We start from the raw sequence: 23,458 nt of genomic DNA, 5'->3' as shown, positions 1-23,458 counted from the left end.
GAATCAATCCAATGAGTCTTATAGATGGTTACCAGAGAGGATGATTGTATATGAACGAAACTTCAGTCCAAGCTATTCAATTTTTTGATGAGCCTGCCATTCAATTAAATGCTGGAGGCTACCAAGCGGTGATTGTGCCTGGTTTAGGGGCGAATATGGTCGAATTAAGCCGTCCTAATGATCATCTCAGCTTTTTGCGGACGCCGGATACGATTGAAAAGCTGCGCCAGTCTGGGCAAAGATATGGGATACCGCCGTTATTTCCACCCAACCGGATTGTGGGAGGCATTATCTCTACCCCCTACCGTGATTATGTACTGACACCGAATACCCCGGATGGGCAAAACTATATGCATGGCATTCTCCATAAAAGACCGTGGGAGGTCAAATTCTCCGGTGTTCGTGAGGATGGGGCCGCCGAAGTCACCCTGCTGATGAATATGGATCAAAGTGGCGATATGTTTGCTTATTTCCCGCATGAATTTACTTATGAGATAACGTATACGTTATCGGAGCAGGGCCTTCACCAGCAAGTGCTGATCACCAATCTCAGCAATGAGCCGATGCCGCTTGGTGTAGGGTTCCATACTGCGTTCAAGGTTCCTTTCCATGCCGATGGATCGGAGCAGGATTATTTGCTGCAAGTATCCGCTAAAGAGAAATGGGAGCTTACGTCCATGTTTGTACCAACAGGCAACATCGTGCCCCTTGATGAAAAGGATAAAGCTTTGCCTCTTGCTGGGGTTCGACCTACGGGTGAAGCTTATGCTACGCATGTAACAAGCGAAGCTATGGAGCGCAAGGGTGCAAGCTTCCATGGGGCTGTTTTGGTAGATACCAAGCGTGATATTAGCTTTGTTTATGAGGTTGATCCGGCATTTGGCCATTGGACGATATGGAATGATGACGGGCAAAGTGGATTTATATGCCCAGAGCCGCAAACCTGGGCGATCAATGCCCCAAATCTTGCGTTGCCTGACGACATTACGGGCTTCCAATTACTAGCACCTGGCGCTGGATGGTCGGCTTCTTGCAAATTGTATGTAGAGCAATAAAAAGCTGTAAAAAAGAAAGGACGGATTTGCATGTCTACAGCTACACCGGGTATGGCGGATTTATTTCGCAACCGGTTTGTGCAAGTAATATTGCTATCAGGTCTATTTTTGCAAATTGGGATATGGGTACGGAATTTTGCCATTTTGTTATTTGTGATGGATCAAACCAATGGTGATGCTTTTGCCATTTCGATGATTTCGGTAGCTGAATTTGCGCCGATCTTTATTTTTTCCTTTATCGGCGGTACCTTTGCAGATCGGTGGATGCCCAAGAAGACGATGATTTGGTGTGATGTGCTTAGTGCGGTATCCGTGTTTGCGGTACTGCTTACGCTGATGTATGCAGGCTGGCATGCTGTGTTTTTTGCGACGCTGGTTTCGGCGATTTTGTCCCAGTTTTCCCAGCCATCCGGCATGCGCCTCTTCAAAATTCACGTAAAAGAAGAGCTGATGCAGCTGGGTATGTCGATGTACCAAACGATGTTCGCCTTATTTATGGTGCTTGGACCGATATTAGGTACGTTTATTTATCAAACCTATGGCATCCAAGTGGCTATTGCCATCATGGGCTTCGCTTTCTTGTTCTCTGCGGCCGTGCTGTTGTTGCTGCCCCCTGACCGAAAGCTGGATGAAGCCTTGGCAACGACCACACTTCGTGAGGAAATGGCGGCGGGCTTCCGTTATGTGCGTTCCAAGAAAGTATTGACGACGTTGGGAGGCTGCTTTATGGCAGCTGGCCTGGCGCTTGGGCTGATTCAGCCGCTTGCGATTTTCCTCGTTACGGAGCGGCTGGGTCTGCCTAAGGAGAACGTCCAATGGCTGATGACCGCCAACGGTTTGGCGATGATTGTCGGCGGTGGGCTAACGATGGGCCTGACAAAAAAGATGACGCCGCAAGCCATGCTTGCTATCGGTATGATTGTCAGTGCTGCCAGTATGGTGGTGACCGGCTTGTCTACCTTATTATGGCTGACATTGACCGCACAGTTTCTTGGAGGCCTCGTACTTCCGGCCATTCAGATCGGGATTAATACGATGATACTAAAAACCACGGATGAGGCTTTTGTAGGGCGGGTCAACGGGATATTAAGTCCGCTATTTATGGGAGCTATGGTCATAACGATGAGCTTGGCAGGCTGGCTGAAGGGTATCTTCAATATCGTTATTATGTATGAAGCCGCAGCAGCTTTATTCCTTATTGGCGTGATCATCATGATTCCGCTGTTTAGAGGCGATGCGGTCGCGAAGGAAGCTTAAAAAGCCTAGAGAGGGGATTGCATTCAGATGGATACAATCACGCATACGCTTTTTGGGCTGACGATGTATGCGGCAATTGACAAAAGAAACTGCTCTCCCCATGAAAAAAGAGCTTTGTTCGTAACGGCTGTTGGTGGTTCGCAGATCCCTGATATTGATATTGTCTCAGCTTTGTGGGATACGGGAGGACGATACCAAATGTGGCATCGTGGACTGACCCATTCTGTATTTTTAGTTCCAGTCTGGGCTGCGCTGTTAGTAGCCCTGAACTGGCTATTATTCAAGGTAGGCGGTTGGCGGCTATTTGGTTTGGGTGTATTGGCCGTATTGATTCATGATACCAGTGATCTGTTTAATGCGTGGGGAACCGGCTACTTGGAGCCGTTCTCGCCAATGAGGATTACCTTCGGAACCATTCCGATTGTTGATTTCATGCTCTGGGCTATTATGATAGGCGGGCTGCTGTATGTAAAGCTGCGCAAGCCCCTAAAGGCCTACCGGGTTTACCGCATTGTGGGCCTGCTGCTGCTATGCCACTTTCTGGTTCAATCCCTGCAAGGCTATGTATTACACCAGCAGTATGGGAGCCAATATGACCAACTGGCTTTATCGGCTGGATTTATTCCGGGACAATTCCAACTGATCGGCAAAAAAGACGGCAAGGTTGAAATCAGCGCGGCTACCGTATTTACACAGCCTAAGCTGCAGGCTACCTTGGAGTCCAAGGACCAGACTGACTTGAGCCTTTTATTTGCCAAGAACCCGAAGGCTCGAACCTTGCATGAATGGGCGCCATTCGTTGTTATTGTCGATGATGGTAAGCAGCTTGCTATATATGATCCACGATTTTACCGTAAAGGGCAGCAATCCTTCCTATACGAATTTATGGATAAGTAAAAAAGACCGGTGCCCATCAAAATGGGAGCACCGGTCTTTTTCTGTGGAAAGTCTGGACACTTCTTAAGCAAATTTGTTTTGGTTCATTTTATTTTTGGCCATTTTCAAATAGCCATGGACATTAAGCAGCTCACTATCATCCACAAAACGCAATTTAATCGGACCTGCCGCATCGACAATATAAGAACGAAGTGCTGCAGCGCCACCGCCGATTACATAAAAGCATTGGATATCGGGATGTTTTTTCCAGCGTTTTTTGATCAGGTCGACGATTTTGTTGGCAGCGCGGCTGAAATACATATCCACGACCTGCTTCATGCTCGATTGCCCTTCACCAATGCGCCTAATGATGAAATCATTACGCTTGATCCGTTGCACGAGTTTGGCCCGACTCGGAAAACGGTACCCGAATTGATCCTCCACGTCACGGATGATGTAATCCAGGTAAGTAGCTATGCCAATCTGCTCACCGGTGCTGAATTGGTTATCAATGCTCATTTTATTAACTACGGGAAAGTCCGTGGTTAAGGCACCTATTTCGCAAATGCCGATACATCCCTGATGCAGCTCTTCATCCCGAACCTGAAGATTCTCATGGGTGGCCAAATGGAAGAGAGCAGCGGCGCCTTCAATGGAGATAATCGCCCTGCGTATCGATACCTTAACCTTGCGGTTACGAAGGGTAGGCGTTGTCAGGAAGGTCACCTCATGCTCGCCGACCAGCCGGTCCTCGAACATTTTATTGTAATAGGCGTAGCTTCTCACAGGCAGGCCAGTCCCAATGGTATACTCCACTTCCTCAATATTGCTATAGCCGGAATTTGTAACCGTTTGGCTGACGATTCCTGCATAAGCGAGTGCTGTTAACGCAACAACCAACGACTGATCGGAAACTGCTTTATTATCGGTCTCCTCTAATTCCATACTATCCTCGTTTTCCATAGCCAGCAGACCTACAAAATACCGTTGCCCATTTTTGGAAAGCCGTGGACTATGTACCACCACATCAAGTGCTTTTAAGGGAGAGTCCTCCTCCTGCAAAATATGCCTTTCATACCCGGGCGCGACAATATTTTGAATCATTAGCGGATCACGGACTCCATCCAAAACTACTTTTATACTGTCATTACCTATATCGATACCAGCCAAATTCATTTCCAGTTATCCTCCTGTCGATGCCAAAAAATTACTTTAGTACTAGAATTCGATTTCATGTTACCAAATCCCTTCGTACTTTAGAACCATTTTTACTATGAAATTTTAGAATTTGCAGGTTAATTGGGCTTTATTGACGAATATATTTATATTTAATTGGAATATGTCATTATTTGTCGGGCTGAAGGAGCAGAGATGAAGTTGAATTGGAGCCATAAAAAATTTACTTTAGTCATTATCCCAGACGTTAACCGTTCCGTTCGCAGGTTTGAGGTACCGAGTCTGCTTCCTTATGTGGCCGGCTTGGCTACTATTGCTTTGCTATCGGTATCCGTAACCATTTTTGTGTTTTATGGGCGAACCTCGCTGCTTGCTAATGAGCTACAGGATCAAGTGGTTAGCCAAGAGGTCGTTTACCAGGATGTTGTCGATGAGAAAAATGAAATGATTGATAAGCTCCAGAATGAAGTGATCCAGCTTTCCCAACGAACGGAAGATATGAAGATCAAAATTGACGACATTCGCAAGCTGGAGGATGAGGTGCGCTCGATCACAGGCTCGGCTAATAGCGTAGCGATTATTGATGCAGAGGCTCCTATAGATAGTGCAATGGGAGGGATCAGCCATCCAGCCGCAGACAGCGAGGTAGCAGCCATGCTGGTAAAAACTACGACGCAGCTTAATGATATGGATAAAGAAGTGGTGGAGCTTAAGCAAAGCATCGCTGACTCGAAGAATAAAGCGCTGGCCGTTAAGGAGCAGCTAAGGGTTACGCCCACGATATGGCCCTCGGCAAGCCGTAGAATCAGCTCGGGGTTTGGCTTGCGCAAAGACCCCTTCAATAATCGGCCCAGCTTCCATAGCGGCTATGATATTAGCGCCCCGGCGAATTCGGAGGTATATGTAACGGCTGATGGCAAAGTGAAATTAACAGGCACCGATTCGGAGCGTGGCAATCATATTTTGGTAGACCATGGCAAAGGCCTGCAAACCTGGTACATGCACCTTAATGCCATTCTTGTACAGAAGGGTGACCCCGTTCTTAAAGGGCAAAATATCGGACTAGTGGGTTCGACTGGCAGAAGTACAGGCTATCATTTACATTACGAGGTGCTCCAGAACGGAGAAAGTATTGATCCTATGCCTTATTTAAAATAAAAACGATATGGACGGGGGCAAGATGATGTTTAGAGGAAAGAAGCATGCGCTGGATGTACATGTTACAGATACGTTAATTGGTGAAGGCACACTCTTCGAGGGGAAGATTAAGTCAGAGGCCAGCATTCGTATTGAGGGGCAAATTACTGGCGATGTAGATTGTGCGGGAGATGTGACCATCGGCGAGCATGGGATTGTAAAATCGAATGTGATCGCACGTAATGTAATTTTGGCAGGTACGGTCAATGGCAATATCATGTGCAAGGGCAAGCTGATGATCCATTCGACGGGCAAGCTTTATGGAAATACAACCGCACAATCCTTGGTCATTGCTGAGGGAGGCGTATTCCAGGGCGCCAGTAAAATGGATACTGGGGATTCGATTAGTGTGGTAGAGAAGCAGGAAAGTGAAAGCGAGGAGCGGACGGCAGCATCGCTTCCAAATACACCTACGACACCGACGGTTATTACTTGGCAGTAGAATTATTGTAGGTAAATGGCATTCTACGCATCGAAGAACCTCCTTACTAAGAGGGAGGTTCTTTTACTTACCCATGAAGATCGATTTCATCATGTTTCCCATTTGTAACCGCCCCTACATGATAACCTCTCACAATGAATGTCGCGAATTCGCTGTGGTTGAAGTATAATAAATTCATATTAATATTTAGGGAGGTATTTCAATGCTGGGCAAATTCCAAATCAACAGGCGCAGCGTACTCCTTACCTGGCTTCTATCTTATTTGGCTGTACTTCTGCTTCCTGTGATTATGAGTGTAATCGTATACACGCAATCCAGCAAAGCTTTAGAGAATGAAATTAATCAAGCTAATCAATCCTTGCTGATGCAAGTCCGTGAGGTGATGGATAATCAATTTGAGGCCATGGAGCGCTTGAATTTTGAATTAAGATGGAATGTGAGAATACAGCAATTTCTTTACTCGGATAAGTACCAGCTTTTTCCCAATGAGTATTTATATGATCTCCACCAGATTACGCAGGATCTGCTTTTATATAGGACCTCTTATTCCCTAATCGACCTCTTCTATATTTACTTAGCCGACTCCAATAAAGTGCTATTGCCGGATGTATATAGGGAAGCTCCTTTTGCCTACGATTTAATGCATAAAAGTAATACTTTTCCTTATAGCGAGTGGAACCGAATTGTTAGTCAAACCAATGCCAAAGGTTTTATTCCGATGGATCGCATTGATGAAGCTGGGAAAATAAGGAGTACAGTTGCTTATGTTAGCTCCTATGCTATAGAAAAAGGTAAATCGAGTGCTACGAATGTGATCATGATTGACCAATCGCGAATTCTCCGTGCTATCGACAATATGGAGATTTTTAATAAAGGTCATGTGTTAATTTTAAATGAGGCTAACCAGGTGCTGGTTTCCAACTCTGGTGAAGGTGAAAATTTATTGCGTGATTTTCCTTTTGATCAAGAAATGATGGGCTCTAATGTATTTTTTTGGGAAAAAGATGGGCAAAACTATGAGATTACTTATATCCAATCTGATCGCTCCAAGCTGAAGTATCTTTCTATCATTCCTAGCCGGCTGTTCTGGGAAAAAGCGGAGAAAATACGTAATCTGACTTATATGAGTATTTTTATTAGCTTGCTTGGCGGTATCGCTTTAACCTATTTTTTCTTGCGCAGAAACTATATTCCGATACGGCGCCTGGTCAAAACCTTATCTGTTAATAAGGAAATGGCTAGCAGTGATGGGTACAATGAATTCCGGTTTATTGAGCAGGCGGTTGACCATACGTTGGTTGAAATGGCGAAGATCATGTCGGAAGGAAAAAAACAGCATCACATCCTGCGCTCCAACTTTGTCGGGCGGATGCTGAAAGGCAAGCTGAATGAGCAAATTCCTACCGTTGAGTCTCTGGCTACCTTCAATATGAGCTTTGTTACCGATGATTTTGCCGTGATCCTCCTTTATATCCAGGAAAGCGCTTCTTTTCAGAACCGTATCCAAGAAATAGGCTCTGCAGATCCGCAGCAGCTCATGCATTTTATTATTAAGAATGTAATGGAGGAGTTAGCGGCGCAGCACCACCAAGGCTTCGTCGTGGAAATGGAGGAAACGCTCGTTTGCCTGATTAATTTCTCATCGGAAGCGCCTGAGGGACGTATGGAGGAATTATCACGCATTGCCAGGGACACACAATCTTTCCTTATGTCCAAGTATCATTTGGGGCTGACCCTATCGATTAGCGGCATTCATAATGGGATTACAGGGATATCCCAAGCTTATTTAGAGGCGCTGGATGCGATGGAGTACAAGCTGGTCATGGGCAGCAAAGAAATTTTGTCCTATGAAGAGATTCGCCAAAGTGCAGCGGCTGAAGAATCGGACACGATTTATTATTACCCGCTCCAAGTGGAGCTCCAGCTTATTAATTATGTCAAAATCGGTGATTTTGAAATGGCCAAGCGCACGTTGGATGATATTATTGAGCGCAATTTTAACCGCACGTTCATGTCAGTAACGATTGCCCGATGTTTGATGCTAAATTTAGTGAGTACGATGATCAAAACGATCATCGAGCTCGGGGATATCCAGGAAAGTGAGTTCATCCAGAACCCGAGACGCATTGAGAAACGGATCGAACAATTGACAACATGTGACACGATTCAAGAAATGCAGCTCCAAATGACGGATTTTCTGGAGAAAGTGTGTGAATATACCTCCAACAAACGCCAGCAAAATATTCAGCAATCCAGGCAGCGGATGATGGATGAACGGATTGGGCAAATAATGGATTATATCGATGCCAACTACAAGGATTCGAATTTGAATATTTCGATGATTGGAAACCATTTTGACATGAAACCTGCGTATTTGTCCAAGCTATTTAAAGACCATACCGGCGAAGGCTTGTTGGACTCGATCAATAAAACGCGAATTGCGGGAGCCAAATTATTGCTTGATGATAGCAATAAGAATGTAAGTGATGTTGCAGGCTGTGTAGGTTTCAATGATGTTAACGCATTTATACGGACCTTTAAGAAATACGAAGGAATCACGCCAGGTAAATATAAAGAGATGAAAGAAGAATAAGCCGCCTCCAGGCGGCTTTTTGCTTCTAGTGAACGTTTTTGGATACTTAATTGTCTATTTTGCATACCCAATTGTCAGTAATGAATATTACCTTATTGTAAGCGCTATCATATAATACAATAAATGAGAGGTATCTCATGACAATATCGGTTCATAAAAAATATTAGGGAGGTTTCACGATTATGAAGAGAAAGAAGAAAATCGTCTCTACACTAATGTTAACATCGATAATGGGCTCAATGGTGGTCGCTTGTTCTACACCAGCAGCACCTGCACCTGCTGCTGACACGAAAGCACCTGCTGCCACAGCACCTGCAGGAGCCGCAACTACTTATCCGATAAAGACGGATAAAACACTGACTTACTGGGGTGAATTGCCTGGTAACTTGGTCGGTGTGAAATCGACCCATGCTGATACGCCTTTCTTCGCGGAATGGCAGAAAAAGACTGGTGTACCTTTGAAATTTACAGCTCCTCCTACAAATCAAGCGAAGGAATCGCTAAACGTTATGTTGGCATCTGGAGATCTGCCGGATATGATCGAATATAACTTCCTTAATGGATTCCCGGGTGGTCCGGAAAAAGCGATTAAAGACGGCTATATTTTGAAGCTGAACGATTTGATCGATAAAAATGCGCCTAACCTGAAGAAATATTTGAAGGAGCATCCGGAAATCGACAAGATGGTAAAGACAGATAACGGCAGCTATTATGCATTCCCATTCATACGCGGTGATGATTTACTAATGGTGTATCAAGGCCCGATCGTTCGTCAGGATTGGCTCGATGAGCTGGGAATCCCATTGCCGCAAACAATCGACGATTGGACGGCTATGCTGAAGGCTTTCAAAGAAAAGAAAGGTGCAACAGCACCATTTACGGCAAGCAGCAAGCCGCGCGTATTTAATGAATTCAACAGCGGGCATTTTATGGGCGCCTACGGAGTTACACGCGACTTCTATATGGAGGGCGGAACGATCAAATTTGGTCCGGCTGAGAAGGGCTATAAAGATTGGCTCGCACTATTCCATAGTTGGTACGAGCAAGGATTATTAGATAAGGATATCGCGACCGTTGATGCTAAGGCTTTTGATGCCAATATTGCATCAGGTGCATCCGGTGCGACAGTAGCCAATACAGGTGGTGGTATCGGTAAATGGCAGCCGCTTATTGAGGCTAAGGATCCTAAGGCGAAGCTGGTCGCTGCTCCTCAGCCGGTCTTGAAGAAAGGTGATATGCCGAAGTTCGGTCAAAGAGAATTGCCGTATTCCTTTGGAGGAATGGTAGCGGTTACAGCTAATTCCAAAAACGCGGAATTAGCCGTTAAGATGCTCGACTACGGTTATGGAGAAGAAGGAAATAAATACTTCAACTTTGGTCAAGAAGGCGTCAGCTACAATATGGTGAACGGGGTTCCAACCTATACCGATCTCTTAATGAAAAACCCGGATAAATTGGCTCCTGCTCAAACGCTATCTCTGTACACCCGTGCAAACTATAACGGACCATACGTTCAAGATAAAGGCTATATCCTACAATACTTGGCGCTCCAAGCACAAAAAGATGCTATTCCTATCTGGGCGAAAACCGATATGGCCAAACATCAAATGCCGCCGGTTACACCGACGCCAGAAGAAAGCTCCGAGTATGCCAAAATCATGACAGACGTCAATACATTAGTCGATGAAATGACCTTGAAAATCATTTTAGGCGCAGAGCCGGTTGACAGCTACGAGAAATATGTGGAAAAGCTGAAATCCGTTAAGCTTGACCGCGCTATTGAAATTCAAAAAGCAGCTTTGGAGCGTTACAACAAACGCTAAACTTGTTAAAGGGGAGGGCCGCAAAGCCCTCCCTCCCTATACAGGCTACAAGCCATAGATGAATAGCGAAGGAAAGAGGTGCGGGATGGCAAAAACTGTACAGGTTGAAGCTTCTGCCAGCAAGCCTAAATCACAAACATTTGCACAACGGTTTTTCCGAGATTTTTTGATGAACAAATACTTATATTTAATGATGGTTCCCGTCCTTGCTTACTATGTCATTTTTCACTACACTCCTATGTATGGAGCGATTATTGCCTTCAAAGAATATACCCCGATGAAAGGAATCATGGGCAGCCCTTGGGTGGGCTTGCAGCACTTTAATGATTTCTTTGGCAGTTATTATTTTTGGCGTATTCTCAAAAATACGGTTATCATTAGCTCGTATTCCTTGATTTTTGAATTTCCAGCACCGATTATTCTTGCGGTTCTCATCAATGAGGTTCGCAATCAGATTTTTAAACGAGTCGTTCAATCGATCACCTATATGCCCTATTTTATTTCCATGATTGTCATATGCGGAATGATTAGTGATTTCACGAACTCGGATGGGGTTATTAACACCCTTTTGACGTACTTTGGGTATGACGGAAGGGCGATGCTCCAAAAGCCAGAATTATTCCGAAGCATCTACATTCTTTCTGAAATTTGGCAAAAAATCGGCTGGGAGTCGATCATTTATATTGCAGCACTGATGGGTATCGACCAGGAGCAATATGAGGCAGCACGCATGGATGGAGCAAGCCGCTGGAAGCAGGTTCTCCATATCACGCTGCCTGGTATTATGCCGACGATCGCCATTATGTTTATCCTGCGGATGGGGAACCTTCTGAACGTAGGCTTCGAGAAGATCATCCTGCTCTACAATCCGGTTACCTACGAAACGGCAGATGTGATCTCCTCCTTCGTGTACCGGAAAGGTTTGCTGGAATTTGGTTGGAGCTATAGCGCGGCTGTCGGCATATTCAATTCCGTGCTGAACCTGATTCTCTTGATTACAGCGAACTACATTAGCCGTAAAGTGAATAATAGCAGCTTATGGTAAAGCGAAGGGAGGGAATATACCATGCCTAAAGACCAAAGTCTTGCGGATAGACTAATGGATGTTTTTATTCATGTGGGGCTCGTCATCTTAATGATTTTTGCACTCTATCCGTTGCTGTATGTAGCATTTGCATCGATCAGCGACGCGGGGCAGCTGATATCCCATAAGGGGCTGCTGCTTAAACCGCTCGGATTCAGTATAGAAGCGTACAAGAGTGTATTCAAAAACCCAGGTATCTTGATTGGATACCGGAACACGTTATTTATTCTAATTATGGGTGTTACCCTTAATTTATTGATGACGGCTATGGGGGCTTATGTGCTCTCCCGTAAAAATGTGATGTGGAACAAGGCGTTTATCTTGATTATCGTGTTCACAATGTTCTTCAATGGTGGCTTGATTCCCTTGTATCTAACCGTTAAAAATGTGGGTTTAATCGATTCTCTATGGGCAACGATTATTCCGTTTGCGGTTAGCACGTTTAATCTGATTATCATGCGTACGGCCTTTATGTCGGTACCGGATAGCCTGGAAGAGTCAGCCAAGATCGATGGGGCCAATCACTTCACGATCCTGTTCAAAATTATTATCCCATTATCGATGCCCGTAATTGCCGTTATGATTCTGTACTACGCTGTTGAGAAGTGGAATGGATGGTTCTATGCATCCATTTTCCTTAAAGACCGGGAATTATTCCCGCTACAATTGACGTTGCGTGAGATCCTGCTTGCCAACCAGACGGATAGTATGTCAGCGGGAGCCAGTGCAGGCGACCAACTCCAAATCGGAGAAACGATTAAATATGCGACCATCATGGTAGCGACCGTTCCTATCCTGTGCGTATACCCATTCGTGCAAAAATATTTTGTTAAAGGTGTTATGATCGGTGCCTTAAAAGGCTAAATGCATGTCGAATAAAGTCGCTTACTGTCCTGGAATTGACTGGGCATGTAAGCGGCTTTTCTACTTTTTTGGTAGTTTTGCATACTCGATTGTCCATTTTGAGTATGATAATCTTCGTTTTGCCGATCCAATTGTCATTAAATACGATTTCATTTAGTGTAAGCGCCAACATATAATGAAAACATGAGAAATGTCTCATATTAATGCTTATGTGGATCAAAAAAGTATCAGGGAGGTCTTTCATATTATGAAGAGAAACAAGAAAATCGTTTCAACGCTAGTGGTAACATCAATAATGGGCTCAATGGTCGTCGCTTGCTCTACACCAGCAGCACCTGCACCTGCTGCTGACACGAAAGCACCTGCTTCCACAGCACCTGCTGGAGCCGCAACTACTTATCCGATAAAGACGGATAAAACACTCTCTTATTGGAGTGAGTTAACTGGTAACTTGGTTGGCATTAAATCGACCCACCAAGACGTTCCATTCTTTGCAGAATGGCAGAAAAAAACCGGTGTTCCTTTGAAATTCATTGCACCACCTACCAACCAAGCTAAAGAAGCGCTTAACGTTATGTTGGCTTCCGGAGATCTGCCAGACATGATCGAGTACAACTTCTTTAAAGATTTCCCTGGTGGTCCGGAAAAAGCGATTAAAGACGGCTATATTCTGAAGCTGAACGATTTGATCGATAAAAATGCGCCTAACCTGAAGAAATATTTGAAGGAGCATCCGGAAATCGACAAGATGGTAAAGACAGATAACGGCAGCTATTATTCGTTCCCATTCATTCGTGGTGATGATTTACTAATGGTGTATCAAGGCCCGATCGTTCGCCAGGATTGGCTCGATGAACTGGGAATCCCATTGCCGGAAACTATCGACGATTGGACAGCTATGCTGAAGGCTTTTAAAGAAAAGAAAGGTGCAACAGCACCTTTTACGGTAAGCAGCAAGCCGCGCGTATTTAATGAATTTAACGTCGGACATTTTATGGGCGCCTACGGAGTTACACGCGACTTCTATATGGAGGGTGGAACCATCAAATTTGGTCCGGCTGAAAAGGGCTATAAAGATTGGCTCGCACTGTTCCGTGGATGGTACGAGCAAGGATTATTGGATAAGAACATCGCGACCGTCGATGCGAAGGCATTTGATGCCAACATTGTATCCGGTGCATCCGGTGCGACAGTAGCCAATACGGGTGGCGGTATCGGTAAATGGCAACCGCTTATTGAGGCTAAGGATCCTAAGGCGAAGCTGGTCGCTGCTCCTCAGCCGGTCTTGAAGAAAGGTGATATGCCGAAGTTCGGACAGAGAGACTTGCCGTTCTCAATAAATGGTGGCATGGTAGCCATCACAGCTACCTCTAAAAATGCAGAATTGGCTGTTAAGCTGCTGGACTATGGTTATAGCGAAGAAGGAAATAAATTCTTCAACTTTGGACAAGAAGGCGTAAGCTACACGATGGTAAATGGGGTTCCGACATATACGGACCTACTAATGAAGAATCCGGATAAATTGGCTCCGGCTCAAACGATAGCCAGCTATACCCGTGCCAATTACAGTGGCCCATTCGTTCAAGACAAAGGATACATTACCCAATATTTGGCGCTCCAATCACAAAAAGATGCCCTTCCTATCTGGTCTAAAACTGACATGGCCAAATATCAAATGCCACCAGTTACACCGACGCCAGAAGAAAGCTCTGAATTTTCCAAAATTATGACAGATGTCAACACATTAGTCGATGAAATGACGTTGAAAATTATTTTGGGAGCAGAGCCAGTAGATGCTTTCGAGAAATACACGGAAAAGCTGAAATCCGTTAAGCTTGACCGCGCTATTGAAATTCAAAAAGCAGCTTTGGATCGCTACAACAAACGCTAAACTTGTTAAAGGGGAGGGCCGAAAAGTCCTCCCTCCCTATACAGGCTACAAGCCATAGATGAATAGCGAAGGCAGGAGGGGTATGAGATGGCAAAAACTGTACAGGTTGAAGCTTCTGGATTGGCCAGCAAGCCTAAATCACAAACATTTGCACAACGGTTTTTCCGAGATTTTTTGATGAACAAATACTTATATTTAATGATGGTTCCCGTCCTTGCTTACTATGTCATTTTTCACTACACTCCTATGTATGGAGCGATTATCGCCTTCAAAGACTACACCCCGATGAAAGGAATCATGGGCAGCCCTTGGGTGGGCTTGCAGCACTTTAATGATTTCTTTGGCAGTTATTATTTTTGGCGTATTCTCAAAAATACGGTTGTCATTAGCTCGTATTCCTTGATTTTTGAATTTCCAGCACCGATTATTCTTGCGGTTCTCATCAATGAGGTTCGCAATCAGATTTTTAAACGAGTCGTTCAATCGATCACCTATATGCCCTATTTTATTTCCATGATTGTCATATGCGGAATGATTAGTGATTTCACGAACTCGGATGGGGTTATTAACACCCTTTTGACGTACTTTGGGTATGACGGAAGGGCGATGCTTCAAAAGCCAGAATTATTCCGAAGCATCTACATTCTTTCTGAAATTTGGCAAAAAATCGGCTGGGAGTCGATCATTTATATTGCAGCACTGATGGGTATCGACCAGGAGCAATATGAGGCAGCACGCATGGATGGAGCAAGCCGCTGGAAGCAGGTTCTCCATATCACGCTGCCTGGTATTATGCCGACGATCGCCATTATGTTTATCCTGCGGATGGGGAACCTTCTGAACGTAGGCTTCGAGAAGATCATCCTGCTCTACAATCCGGTTACCTACGAAACGGCAGATGTGATCTCCTCCTTCGTGTACCGGAAAGGTTTGCTGGAATTTGGTTGGAGCTACAGCGCGGCTGTCGGCATATTCAATTCCGTGCTGAACCTGATTCTCTTGATTACAGCGAACTACATTAGCCGTAAAGTGAATAATAGCAGCTTATGGTAAAGCGAAGGGAGGGAATATACCATGCCTAAAGACCAAAGTCTTGCGGATAGACTAATGGATGTTTTTATTCATGTGGGGCTCGTCATCTTAATGATTTTTGCACTCTATCCGTTGCTGTATGTAGCATTTGCATCGATCAGCGACGCGGGGCAGCTGATATCCCATAAGGGGCTGCTGCTTAAACCGCTCGGATTCAGTATAGAAGCGTACAAGAGTGTATTCAAAAACCCAGGTATCTTGATTGGATACCGGAACACGTTATTTATTCTAATTATGGGTGTTACCCTTAATTTATTGATGACGGCTATGGGGGCTTATGTGCTCTCCCGTAAAAATGTGATGTGGAACAAGGCGTTTATCTTGATTATCGTGTTCACGATGTTCTTCAACGGTGGCTTGATTCCCTTGTATCTAACCGTTAAAAATGTGGGTTTAATCGATTCTCTATGGGCAACGATTATTCCGTTTGCGGTTAGCACGTTTAATCTGATTATCATGCGTACGGCCTTTATGTCGGTACCGGATAGCCTGGAAGAGTCAGCCAAGATCGATGGAGCCAATCACTTCACGATCCTGTTCAAAATTATTATCCCATTATCGATGCCCGTAATTGCCGTTATGATTCTGTACTACGCTGTTGAGAAGTGGAATGGTTGGTTCTATGCATCCATTTTCCTGAAAGACCGGGAATTATTCCCGCTACAATTGACGTTGCGTGAGATCCTGCTTGCCAACCAGACGGATAGTATGTCAGCGGGAGCCAGTGCAGGCGACCAACTCCAAATCGGAGAAACGATTAAATATGCGACCATCATGGTAGCGACCGTTCCTATCCTGTGCGTATACCCATTCGTGCAAAAATATTTTGTTAAAGGTGTTATGATCGGTGCTTTGAAGGGCTGATCGCATGTTACAGCTTAAAACCGCTTGCTGCCCTAGTTATAGACTGGGGCATGTTAAGCGGCTTTTTTAGAAACTACTATCGAATAAATGTGAGAATCCCTGAGCCCGTGCATCTCTTTAGATGTATCGGGTTTTATGTATATAATTTTTGAACAAGCAGCAACCTTTTACATAAGGGCTCCGTCTATAGAATTAACTTCAAAGTTGAATGAACAATTAACAATTAACAAATACAACAAATACTCATGTTAATGAAAGGTGGATATTATGAAAAAGATAACTTCAATGAAAAAAATGACCTCCATGGTTTCGGCAGTGGTTCTGCTATGCACAGTATCAGCAGGATCAGTATTCGCCTTCACAGACCTCAACGCTACGGAAAAGGAGCCGATTATGTTGCTCAAGGATAAGGGGATCGTCGCAGGTATCGATAGTGAGCATTTTGCACCACGCAGCCCAATCAGCTATGCGCAAAGCATAAGCTTGATTGTGAAAGCAATGGATTTGAATTTGAGTGCCATTTCATTTACGAAACAGCCGCAAGCCTCCGATTATTTCACGAATGTGGCTAATGATGCATGGTATGCAGAAGCTTTTGTTAACGCTAAGGCTAATGGGCTGGACATTGCCAAGGACGTGGATCCGAACGCAACCATCACCCGAGAGCAGTATGCAAATTTGCTGGTTACCGCGTTAGAGCTAAAAGGAACGTTCCCGATGGTGAAAATGGCGGTCCTTTTTGCCGACGATGATCAGTTTTCCCCAGGACTCCAAGGTACCTTCCAACGCCTTCATCTATATCGGATTCTCCCGTTGGACGAAAGCCGGATGGCTTATCCGAAGCGTGAGATGACGCGCGGCGAAGCCGCTGTATGGGTTAGTAATACGGTGAAGTTCCTTGAATCCAGATCAACCCTTGGCCAACCACAGGTTCAGCCTCCTCGCGAAAGCCAAGGTGAAGCTGCTGTTACTGTAGAAGCCGTAAATGCGGATGTTAACAAAGTAACACTGACCCACAGCCTGCCGCATCCTGGTTATGGCTTTGCGATTACGGGTGTCCGTTTTGGAGTGGATGGAACCGCTGTTGTTGAATTCAAGATTAGTGAGCCAAAGCCGGGTATGATGTATCCGCAGGTGATAACAGAAGGCAAAGCGGAAACGTACATTTCTTCGAAATATAAAGTGGTCGCTGAACAGGCTTCAAGCGTTGGATCATCGGAGCCGACCGTTTCCACCCCGGCAGTTAGCTCTCCTACTATATTGCCGTAAGTGCCATACGGGCTGGTTCTACATGTATATCGGCCACATCTTTGTTTCAACCGTTAGGGAATTAGGGTATCGTATTATCGTATAGTAGAAATAATACGATTACCTAACGAATGTACTGTACCTAATGGATGAAAGAGGGAGGCGTTGTGCAAAATGGAAAACAATTTTTTTGCAGTTGATGGTGGTGCTAAGGTATCCTATCGTGAGCAAGGTCATGGAAAAGTAATTTTGCTGCTGCATGGGTTTTGTGGAAGCTCAGCCTATTGGGATGAGCTATCGCCCTTGCTTCCTGAAGGCTACCGTTGGATGATGCCTGACCTGCGTGGGCATGGTGAATCAGGTGCGCCGGCAGGCGATTATACGATGGATGCATTCGCCGCTGACCTTGCCCAAATGATTAAGGGACTGGAATTAGAGCCTGTTGTGATGCTGGGGCACTCCTTGGGTGGCTACATAACTTTGGCATTTGCCGAGCGCTATCCAGAGCTGCTATCTGGCTTCGGACTGATCCATTCTACGGGGTTCCCTGATAATGAAGCAGGCAAAGAAGGACGCTTAAAGTCGATAACGACGATTGAGGAGCAAGGGCTTCCTGCCTTTATTGAAGGGTTGATCCCGAAGCTATTTGCCCCGGAGCATCTTGCATCCATGCCCGAAGCAGTAGCAAAAGCGAAGCGGATTGGCGAACAAACGGATTCGCAAGCAGCGATACGTACGTTGCAGGGGATGCGTTCACGCCCGGACCGCAACCATGTATTAGCAGAAGCGAAGATTCCGGTGCTGCTTATTGCAGGTGAGCAGGATCAGATCATCCCGGTGGAACGCACCTTTTCGGTAAGCAGCGGACTGATTACTCAAGTCCAAATCCCCTCAGCGGCCCATATGAGTATGGTTGAAGCCCCACAAGCTTTGCTGGAAGCTATTGAAACTTTTCTGGCTAAAGAGTAAACTAAATAAAAAATAGGATGGCACACCATATGGAAAGTGCCGTCCTATTTTTTTTCTAGCCTCGGCTTGGATTCTTTTACATATATACTTTTAAGGCTTGGGAGTGGGGATATTGGGAGAATTAGCTGAAACTGCGGAATCAAAGGAATCTCGCAGATACCGATTTTTATTAATTACAGCGGTGGCTTTGGGCACCTTGCTTAATCCACTGAATACAACGATGATTGCGGTTGCTTTTGCCAGGCTGCAGGAGGAATTTCAGGTTACCTACGCCTCGATTTCTTGGTTAATCGCTACGTATTATGTAGCTAGCGCTGTGGCGCAGCCAGTTATGGGGAAGCTTGGCGATATGTTTGGGCGTAAGAAAATGTTCCTGCTCGGGCTTGGGCTTATAACGGTTGCTTCCTTGCTGGCGCCTTTATCGCCCAGCTTTGGCTGGCTAATCGGTTTCCGCGTTATTCAAGCAATCGGCAGCTCCGCCTTGTTCCCCTCAGGAATGGGCATTATCCGGGCAGTGATCACCACGAACCAGGCACGCTCATTGAGTATCATGTCCGTATTTTCCTCGACCTCAGCGGCATTTGGTCCGTCACTCGGAGGCTTTCTGATCCAATATAGTGATTGGCAGGCGATCTTCCTTGTGAATTTTCCGATTATTGCGGCTTCCTTAATTTTGGCATTACGTGTCATGCCGCGGGATAAGCTGTTAACCAAACAGACCTTTGGGGATTTGGATATCAAGGGTATCATTCTATTCACCATAGTTATTTTTAGCTGGCTGTTTTTTTTCCTATCGTTCAAAGACGGTGTGAATTGGCTGCTGTTGCCGGTTAGCGTATTGTTAAGCTGGTTTTTCTATAAGTATGAAGCCCAAAGGCAGAAGCCATTTATCGATGTATTATTCCTTAAGCAGAATCCGAATGTTTGTTTTGTTTATTTGCAATTCATATTGGTCAATATCGTTTTTTATTCCATTATGTTTGGAATTCCCTCCTACTTGCAGCAGGTGCGCCATTATGGGGGACAAACGGTTGGGCTGATCATGCTGGCCGTGTCGGGCTTTGGCGTGTTTGTCACACCATTAGTAGGCTGGTGGATCGACCGTTCAGGCTCGAAAATACCGCTTATAACCGGCACCTTATTCGTATTGGCGGGAACGCTGCTGCTGCTTACCGTACATGATGCCTCCACGCCTTTGGCGATATTTAGCTGCTTGGCGGTGCTTGGGATCAGCAATGGTTTTCAAAACCTGGGCTTACAAACTTCTTTGTACACCTATGTATCGACGGCGGAAACCGGGATTGCCTCGGGCTTGTTTATGACTTCGCGATTTATGGGGACGATTCTTTCCTCAAGCTTGCTGGGTGCGGTGTTCAGCAATAATATTACGACAGCGCATTTGCATACACTGGTATGGGTCTGTGTGGCAATCAGCATCGTGATGGTGGCTTTGTCCTTAAGGATGCCGAATAAGTCAGAGCTGGAATCTGGAACTGAGTAGAAATGGAAAAAGAGGCCAACATGCGCGAATTTTGCCGCGTGTTTGACCTCCTGCTCAGTGGTAGCCTGATTTAATAATATCAGGAATGTGTGCTCTCAACGGGGACAAGCTTACTTTTATTCTGTTGGATTTGCAGGCTGAGGTAGGCAAGAAACAGCAGCATAATCAAGCCTTGAATGACAATCGCCATCGAAATGGAGACGCCTTTTTCAACGACGAAATAATAAAGCCCCGATCCGATCAGCATCAATATATTTTCAAAAAAGTTTTGTACGGCAATCGTTTTTCCCGCCCCTACCATTCTCGTGCCTTCCTCTTGAAGAACCGTATTCATAGGAACGATAAACACCCCACCCATAAAACCGACCGCCAACAAAAACGCAATGGTAATTGCCGTAACATGGATCCACGGAAAGATCAGGATCAAAACCAGCATCAGAAAGCCGTAAATAATCGATTTATGAAAAAAACGAAGCTGGATCAGCCGTGGAGCCATAAAAGCTCCAATAATAATGCCGACCGAGGTTGTTGCCAGAATTAACGAAACGTTAAAATCCTTCGGGTCAAATCCAAGCGAAATGGGAATCCAAGCTAACACAGCGGTACGGAGCACAGCGGAGCTCATCCAAAACGCTCCTGTGCCAATCAAAGAAAAGTTGGTTTTGGGATTTTTCAATAATAACGAAATGCTGTTAAAAAATCGTGAGGCTTCCTTTGCATACCGGATGGAAGGGTTACCTTGGATACGGGGAATGAGAAAGGTCACACAGATGGATAATCCATATAACACGGCACATATGATCGATGATTGAATAGTCGTGGTCATGGAGACAATAACGCCGCCGCCACCAATACCTGCCAGGATCGCAAGAATCGTATAAGCTTCAATCCTCGAATTCGCCTTGAACAGCTCCTGATCGTTCGTTGTCAGGTCCGGCAAGATTCCATATTTGGCTGGAGAGTAAACGACGGCACCTACACCAACCGTGAAATAACAGAGCATCAGCAAAACAATACTGGAATGGTCTACGAAAATGAGCCCGATAATACCGAATAGCTTAATCAGATTTCCGACAACAAGGACAACGGATTTGGGGAGCTTATCTGCAAAAGGCCCTACAAGGGGTGCTAATAAAATATAAGGAAGGAAAAAGGCCATCGTCACTAGGGCTAAGGATTCAGGCGAAAAGCCATTTTCGCTTAAAAGGCTGGCAATGACGAGCAACGACATATTATCTGAAAAGGCCGATAAAAATTGCGTGATATATAAGGAGTTTAACGCTCGCTTGTTCATCTTTATCATTCCTTTCCTTTTTCAAGGTGATTAGCGGGACTTTAAGTTGCCGCTTCTTGTTGCTTCTTGAGCGTTACATAATCGGTTTTACCGCTACCAAGCAGCGGTAGCTTCTCGATCACTTGCAAGCGTGCTGGTAGCAGCATTGGCGAGAAGCCTTTTTCGTTAATTTTCGTTTTTAGCTCTTGGAGGTTTAAGCTTTCCTTGGTGACGAACAAGAGGATGCGTTCTCCCTTGCGTCCGTCTGGGATACTGATCGCCGCGAGCGGAGTATCTCCGTAGCATTGTGCTGCCAGCTCCTCTACGAGCTGCAGGGAGATCATTTCGCCGCCAATTTTGGCAAAACGCTTCAATCTCGATTTGATCGCTAGAAAGCCTTGGGCGTCCAGCTCCACGACATCTCCGCAATCGTACCATTCCGGACAAGGAATGAACCCTTTTCCATGGATTAAGTAGCCCTTCATAATGTTGGGACCTTGAATCAGCAGGTTGCCTCCGTGCTCAATGCCTGGGATAGGCTCAAGCTTGTAGCGGATGCCAGGCAGTAGCCTGCCAACCGAGCCTCTTTTATAAGCAAGCGGCGAATTGATAGAAACGACCGGCGAAGCTTCGGTTGTGCCATAGCCCTCGAAGATACGGATGCCGAATTTTTGGCTCCATAGCTCGCGTACTTCATCTTTGAGCTTCTCGGCACCGGCCACGACGATCCGCAATGAATGAAAATCGTAAGGGTGCGCTGCCCGTCCATAGCCTGCCAGAAAGGTCGAGGTTCCGAATAATATCGTCGCGTTCCGGTCATAGACGACTTCGGGGATCGCCCTGTAATGCAACGGACTTGGATAGAACATCACCGGAACTCCGGTCAGAATAGGAAGCAGCGTTCCCGCAGTCAGCCCAAAGCTATGAAACATCGGCAGGGCATTGAACATTTTGTCTGCCGAGGTGAAATCAAAGACAGCTTTGCATTGTTGGATGTTGGCATACAATTGGTCATGGCCAAGAACAACACCCTTTGGCTTGCTTTCGCTACCTGAGGTGAACAGGATAATGTCGCGAAACCCTTCGTCGGCTTTTTTGCCTGTAAGAAGGTCGAGCATGCCCCCCAGCTTGTCGGGCAGCAAGACATTGTCCTTCACATCCTCCAAATAGATGATGTGGTGCTCTTGCTTTAACGCTTCAATTACGCCATCGAGCTTCGCTTTCTCGATAAATTGGCGTGAGGTGATGATCGTGCGCAGTACAGCGGTCTCGCTAGCGTCTAGCAGGCTTTGCTGGCCGGCGGAGAAGTTCAGCATCGCCGGCGTCTTGCCAAGCCGTAGCAGGGCGAACAACGCGATCACATGTCCGATCGAGTTAGGCAGCAGCAAGCCGATGGCGGCTTGCTCTTGAAGCATGGGGCGCAGCTTGCGGCCAAATATATAGGAAGCGAGGATCAGCTTCTTATAGGTGAGGCGCTGGCCCAGGTCCTCGCAGATCATCCTGCCGGATCCATGGATGGAGGCTTGCAGCAGCAGTTCGTCAAACAAATTGACGGCTGGCTTTAAGCGGCTTTTCAGGAGATGCTCCTGCATAGACATAAGAATCGTATCGGCAGCCTGCTGCTTTTGCAGCTTCATGGACGTATCATCTTGTTGTTCAATCCTGAAGCTGTCTCCGATGTGGATGCTGATTCTCGGCAACCAGACCGTTTTGATTTTGTGTCCCATATAGGACAGCTTGGAGCGTTCTGCCCCTTGGATGGCGATCGGAACCAGTTTGGCGCCGGTCTTCAAAGCCACATAGGCTATGCCGCTGTAAATCTTCATTAATCCGCCTGTCGTGGTGATCCGTCCCTCAGGAAACAACACGAGCGGGACGCCGCTTTGCACGGTTTTGATCATTTTCCTTACGGCATACGGATTAAGCGGATCCACGATGATATGGCTGCGTAGCTTAAGTGGAAAGCTTAAGCGGCGTGCTATCGAAGTATTGACGACGAAGGTCGCTTTAGGTGGCAAGTATATCGCCAACAGCAAAGCGTCAAGCAGTGAAACATGGTTGGGCATTAGAATCGTTGGTTGGCTAAAGTCGAGCTTTTCCAGGCCGGTCAGCTTGAGGCCAAATAGGATACGGAATAATCCTTTTAGAAATGAGACTAGAATGGGCATGGAAATCGACTCCTTTATGGGATGGGCATAAGCTTCGGATATAGATGGGTTAAATACGAAGATTGGTTATATATGTATTGTACAT

General features: G+C 45.7%; 18 protein-coding genes. 15 read left to right on the top strand and 3 right to left on the bottom strand.

Translation table 11 applies throughout. The features are described 5' to 3' along the window. The first annotated feature begins 50 nt into the window (after window positions 1-50). Genes G9U52_RS05940 through G9U52_RS05930 form a run of 3 tightly spaced genes read left to right on the top strand, consistent with a single transcriptional unit; the run spans window position 51 to window position 3,209 of the window. Window positions 51-1,055 carry an aldose 1-epimerase gene (locus G9U52_RS05940; protein WP_166147260.1) on the top strand — a complete coding sequence of 335 codons (1,005 nt, stop codon included), beginning with the start codon at window positions 51-53 and terminating at the stop codon, window positions 1,053-1,055. A gap of 30 nt (window positions 1,056-1,085) precedes the next feature. Continuing rightward, window positions 1,086-2,312, top strand: coding sequence for an MFS transporter (locus tag G9U52_RS05935; RefSeq protein ID WP_166147257.1), 1,227 nt, complete (start codon window positions 1,086-1,088; stop codon window positions 2,310-2,312). 27 nt (window positions 2,313-2,339) lie between these two features. Next, complete coding sequence (locus G9U52_RS05930) at window positions 2,340-3,209, top strand: metal-dependent hydrolase (protein WP_166147255.1); 870 nt, start codon at window positions 2,340-2,342, stop codon at window positions 3,207-3,209. Between the two features lie 63 nt (window positions 3,210-3,272). Here the strand turns inward: G9U52_RS05930 and G9U52_RS05925 are convergent, their stop codons facing one another. Continuing rightward, window positions 3,273-4,364 carry a ParM/StbA family protein gene (locus G9U52_RS05925; protein ID WP_166147253.1) on the bottom strand — a complete coding sequence of 364 codons (1,092 nt, stop codon included), beginning with the start codon at window positions 4,362-4,364 and terminating at the stop codon, window positions 3,273-3,275. A gap of 195 nt (window positions 4,365-4,559) precedes the next feature. On the opposite strand from G9U52_RS05925, the gene G9U52_RS05920 reads away from it, so the two are divergent. From G9U52_RS05920 to G9U52_RS05865, 12 genes are all read left to right on the top strand, one after another. After that, entirely contained in the window at window positions 4,560-5,522 is a 963-nt protein-coding gene (locus G9U52_RS05920) for a M23 family metallopeptidase (RefSeq protein ID WP_166147250.1), read from the top strand. 22 nt (window positions 5,523-5,544) lie between these two features. Beyond that, window positions 5,545-6,003, top strand: coding sequence for a bactofilin family protein (locus G9U52_RS05915; RefSeq protein ID WP_166147248.1), 459 nt, complete (start codon window positions 5,545-5,547; stop codon window positions 6,001-6,003). A gap of 202 nt (window positions 6,004-6,205) precedes the next feature. After that, complete coding sequence (locus tag G9U52_RS05910; RefSeq protein ID WP_166147246.1) at window positions 6,206-8,596, top strand: helix-turn-helix domain-containing protein; 2,391 nt, start codon at window positions 6,206-6,208, stop codon at window positions 8,594-8,596. A gap of 182 nt (window positions 8,597-8,778) precedes the next feature. Then, window positions 8,779-10,419, top strand: a complete 1,641-nt coding sequence (locus G9U52_RS05905) for an extracellular solute-binding protein (protein ID WP_166147244.1) — start codon at window positions 8,779-8,781, stop codon at window positions 10,417-10,419. An 85-nt stretch (window positions 10,420-10,504) separates the two neighbouring features. Continuing rightward, a complete protein-coding gene (locus G9U52_RS05900) occupies window positions 10,505-11,464 on the top strand; it encodes an ABC transporter permease (RefSeq protein WP_166147242.1) in 960 nt (319 codons plus the stop codon). Window positions 11,465-11,485: 21 nt separating this feature from the next. Then, entirely contained in the window at window positions 11,486-12,367 is an 882-nt protein-coding gene (locus G9U52_RS05895) for a carbohydrate ABC transporter permease (RefSeq protein ID WP_166147235.1), read from the top strand. Between the two features lie 247 nt (window positions 12,368-12,614). After that, window positions 12,615-14,258 carry an extracellular solute-binding protein gene (locus G9U52_RS05890; protein ID WP_166147239.1) on the top strand — a complete coding sequence of 548 codons (1,644 nt, stop codon included), beginning with the start codon at window positions 12,615-12,617 and terminating at the stop codon, window positions 14,256-14,258. Between the two features lie 87 nt (window positions 14,259-14,345). Then, window positions 14,346-15,311: an ABC transporter permease gene (locus tag G9U52_RS05885; protein WP_166147237.1), complete on the top strand. Its 966-nt coding sequence runs from the start codon at window positions 14,346-14,348 to the stop codon at window positions 15,309-15,311. Window positions 15,312-15,332: 21 nt separating this feature from the next. Next, window positions 15,333-16,214: a carbohydrate ABC transporter permease gene (locus G9U52_RS05880; RefSeq protein WP_166147235.1), complete on the top strand. Its 882-nt coding sequence runs from the start codon at window positions 15,333-15,335 to the stop codon at window positions 16,212-16,214. Between the two features lie 267 nt (window positions 16,215-16,481). Next, the gene (locus G9U52_RS05875) at window positions 16,482-17,483 is read left to right on the top strand and encodes an S-layer homology domain-containing protein (RefSeq protein ID WP_243767165.1); all 1,002 of its coding nucleotides are present in this window, start codon (window positions 16,482-16,484) and stop codon (window positions 17,481-17,483) included. Window positions 17,484-17,636: 153 nt separating this feature from the next. After that, window positions 17,637-18,431: an alpha/beta fold hydrolase gene (locus tag G9U52_RS05870; RefSeq protein ID WP_166147233.1), complete on the top strand. Its 795-nt coding sequence runs from the start codon at window positions 17,637-17,639 to the stop codon at window positions 18,429-18,431. Window positions 18,432-18,543: 112 nt separating this feature from the next. Continuing rightward, window positions 18,544-19,932: an MFS transporter gene (locus G9U52_RS05865; protein ID WP_166147231.1), complete on the top strand. Its 1,389-nt coding sequence runs from the start codon at window positions 18,544-18,546 to the stop codon at window positions 19,930-19,932. Window positions 19,933-20,011: 79 nt separating this feature from the next. On the opposite strand, the gene lplT is transcribed toward G9U52_RS05865, so the two are convergent. Further along, window positions 20,012-21,226 carry a lysophospholipid transporter LplT gene (gene lplT, locus G9U52_RS05860; RefSeq protein ID WP_207952819.1) on the bottom strand — a complete coding sequence of 405 codons (1,215 nt, stop codon included), beginning with the start codon at window positions 21,224-21,226 and terminating at the stop codon, window positions 20,012-20,014. 41 nt (window positions 21,227-21,267) lie between these two features. Beyond that, the gene (locus G9U52_RS05855; protein ID WP_166147229.1) at window positions 21,268-23,373 is read right to left on the bottom strand and encodes an AMP-binding protein; all 2,106 of its coding nucleotides are present in this window, start codon (window positions 23,371-23,373) and stop codon (window positions 21,268-21,270) included. Window positions 23,374-23,458 lie beyond the last annotated feature (85 nt).

It is taken from the genome of Paenibacillus agricola (genome assembly GCF_011440305.1).
Classification (GTDB): domain Bacteria; phylum Bacillota; class Bacilli; order Paenibacillales; family NBRC-103111; genus Paenibacillus_S; species Paenibacillus_S agricola.
Note: the sequence above shows the minus strand (reverse complement) of the source record. Positions and strands in the feature narration are given on the sequence as shown.

Bases quoted from the DNA above. Each gene is read 5' to 3' on its own strand.
- G9U52_RS05925 (WP_166147253.1), bottom strand. From the start codon at position 4,364: ATGAATTTGGCTGGTATCGATATAGGTAATGACAGTATAAAAGTAGTT.
- G9U52_RS05880 (WP_166147235.1), top strand. From the start codon at position 15,333: ATGCCTAAAGACCAAAGTCTTGCGGATAGACTAATGGATGTTTTTATT.
- G9U52_RS05855 (WP_166147229.1), bottom strand. From the start codon at position 23,373: ATGCCCATTCTAGTCTCATTTCTAAAAGGATTATTCCGTATCCTATTT.
- G9U52_RS05920 (WP_166147250.1), top strand. From the start codon at position 4,560: ATGAAGTTGAATTGGAGCCATAAAAAATTTACTTTAGTCATTATCCCA.
- G9U52_RS05910 (WP_166147246.1), top strand. From the start codon at position 6,206: ATGCTGGGCAAATTCCAAATCAACAGGCGCAGCGTACTCCTTACCTGG.
- G9U52_RS05905 (WP_166147244.1), top strand. From the start codon at position 8,779: ATGAAGAGAAAGAAGAAAATCGTCTCTACACTAATGTTAACATCGATA.
- G9U52_RS05940 (WP_166147260.1), top strand. From the start codon at position 51: ATGAACGAAACTTCAGTCCAAGCTATTCAATTTTTTGATGAGCCTGCC.
- G9U52_RS05930 (WP_166147255.1), top strand. From the start codon at position 2,340: ATGGATACAATCACGCATACGCTTTTTGGGCTGACGATGTATGCGGCA.
- G9U52_RS05875 (WP_243767165.1), top strand. From the start codon at position 16,482: ATGAAAAAGATAACTTCAATGAAAAAAATGACCTCCATGGTTTCGGCA.
- G9U52_RS05885 (WP_166147237.1), top strand. From the start codon at position 14,346: ATGGCAAAAACTGTACAGGTTGAAGCTTCTGGATTGGCCAGCAAGCCT.
- G9U52_RS05895 (WP_166147235.1), top strand. From the start codon at position 11,486: ATGCCTAAAGACCAAAGTCTTGCGGATAGACTAATGGATGTTTTTATT.
- G9U52_RS05870 (WP_166147233.1), top strand. From the start codon at position 17,637: ATGGAAAACAATTTTTTTGCAGTTGATGGTGGTGCTAAGGTATCCTAT.
- G9U52_RS05900 (WP_166147242.1), top strand. From the start codon at position 10,505: ATGGCAAAAACTGTACAGGTTGAAGCTTCTGCCAGCAAGCCTAAATCA.
- lplT (WP_207952819.1), bottom strand. From the start codon at position 21,226: ATGAACAAGCGAGCGTTAAACTCCTTATATATCACGCAATTTTTATCG.
- G9U52_RS05915 (WP_166147248.1), top strand. From the start codon at position 5,545: ATGATGTTTAGAGGAAAGAAGCATGCGCTGGATGTACATGTTACAGAT.
- G9U52_RS05890 (WP_166147239.1), top strand. From the start codon at position 12,615: ATGAAGAGAAACAAGAAAATCGTTTCAACGCTAGTGGTAACATCAATA.
- G9U52_RS05935 (WP_166147257.1), top strand. From the start codon at position 1,086: ATGTCTACAGCTACACCGGGTATGGCGGATTTATTTCGCAACCGGTTT.